Raw genomic sequence first — 1066 nt, 5'->3', positions numbered from 1 at the left:
TGTGCTGTCCCGGCACGTTGGTGACACGCGTGCTGGGTGCTTGAACGAGGTGAGGGCCTTCTGGCTCGGTGTGGATTGCGACATCTACGCCGATGGCAGGAGGCCCTCGTGATCCACCGTAACGCCCCGCTGACGCCGACCGGCAGGCTGCGGCTGGCCCGGTGCGTCGTCGACGACGGATGGCCGCTGCGCCAGGCCGCAGAACGCTTCCAGGTCAGCCACACCACAGCCGCGCGCTGGGCCGCCCGCTACCGACAGCACGGTCACGCAGGCATGGAAGACCACTCCAGCAACCCTCACCACCAGCCTCGCCGCACCCCCGCCGCAGTGGAGGAACAGGTCATCCGTCTGCGGTCCGAACACCGCATCGGCCCGCTGCGGCTGGCCGCCCGCACCGGCATCGCCGCCTCCACCGCCCACCGGATCCTCAAACGCCACCACATGCCCCCGCTGGCCGCGGTGGACCGGGCAACCGGTGAACCAGTCCGCCGCTACGAACGCGCCCGGCCAGGCGAACTCATCCACATCGACGTCAAGAAACTCGGCCGCATCCCCCATGGCGGAGGCCACAAAGTCCTGGGCCGGGCCGCCGGCAGCCCGAACAAAGACCGGCGTAACGGTGCGGGATACGCCTACCTGCACACCGCACTCGATGACCACTCCCGCCTGGCCTACACAGAAGACCTGCCCGACGAGACGGCCCCGACCTGCTCGGGCTTCCTCGCCCGCGCCACAGCCTGGTTCGCCCAGCAAGGCGTCACCGTCGAACGGGTCCTGACTGACAACGCCTGGGCCTACACCAAGAAGACCTGGCACCAGACCTGCCGTGACCTGGGCATACAACCACGCTGGACACGACCCTGGCGCCCACAGACCAACGGCAAGGTCGAACGCTTCCACCGCACCCTGCTCGACGAATGGGCCTACCACCAGCCCTACACCTCAGACGCCGAACGACAGGCAGCGTTCCCCGACTGGCTGGACTGGTACAACTACCACCGACCCCACACCGGAATCAGCGGCCACACCCCAGCCAGCCGCGTCACCAACCTCTCGGGACAACACA

Annotated in this window: 1 protein-coding gene; it reads left to right on the top strand. The window is 68.3% G+C overall.

What is annotated here, in order from left to right; all coding sequences use genetic code 11:
• Window positions 1-108: 108 nt before the first annotated feature.
• Window positions 109-1066 (top strand): IS481 family transposase (locus tag NMK44_RS41860; RefSeq protein WP_254753395.1); only part of this gene is annotated, 958 nt, incomplete at its 3' end.

The organism is Streptomyces cucumeris (assembly GCF_024295805.1).
Classification (GTDB): Bacteria; Actinomycetota; Actinomycetes; order Streptomycetales; family Streptomycetaceae; genus Streptomyces; species Streptomyces cucumeris.
The sequence above is the reverse complement of the archived record's forward strand: the minus strand, read 5'-3'. Positions and strand labels throughout refer to the sequence as shown.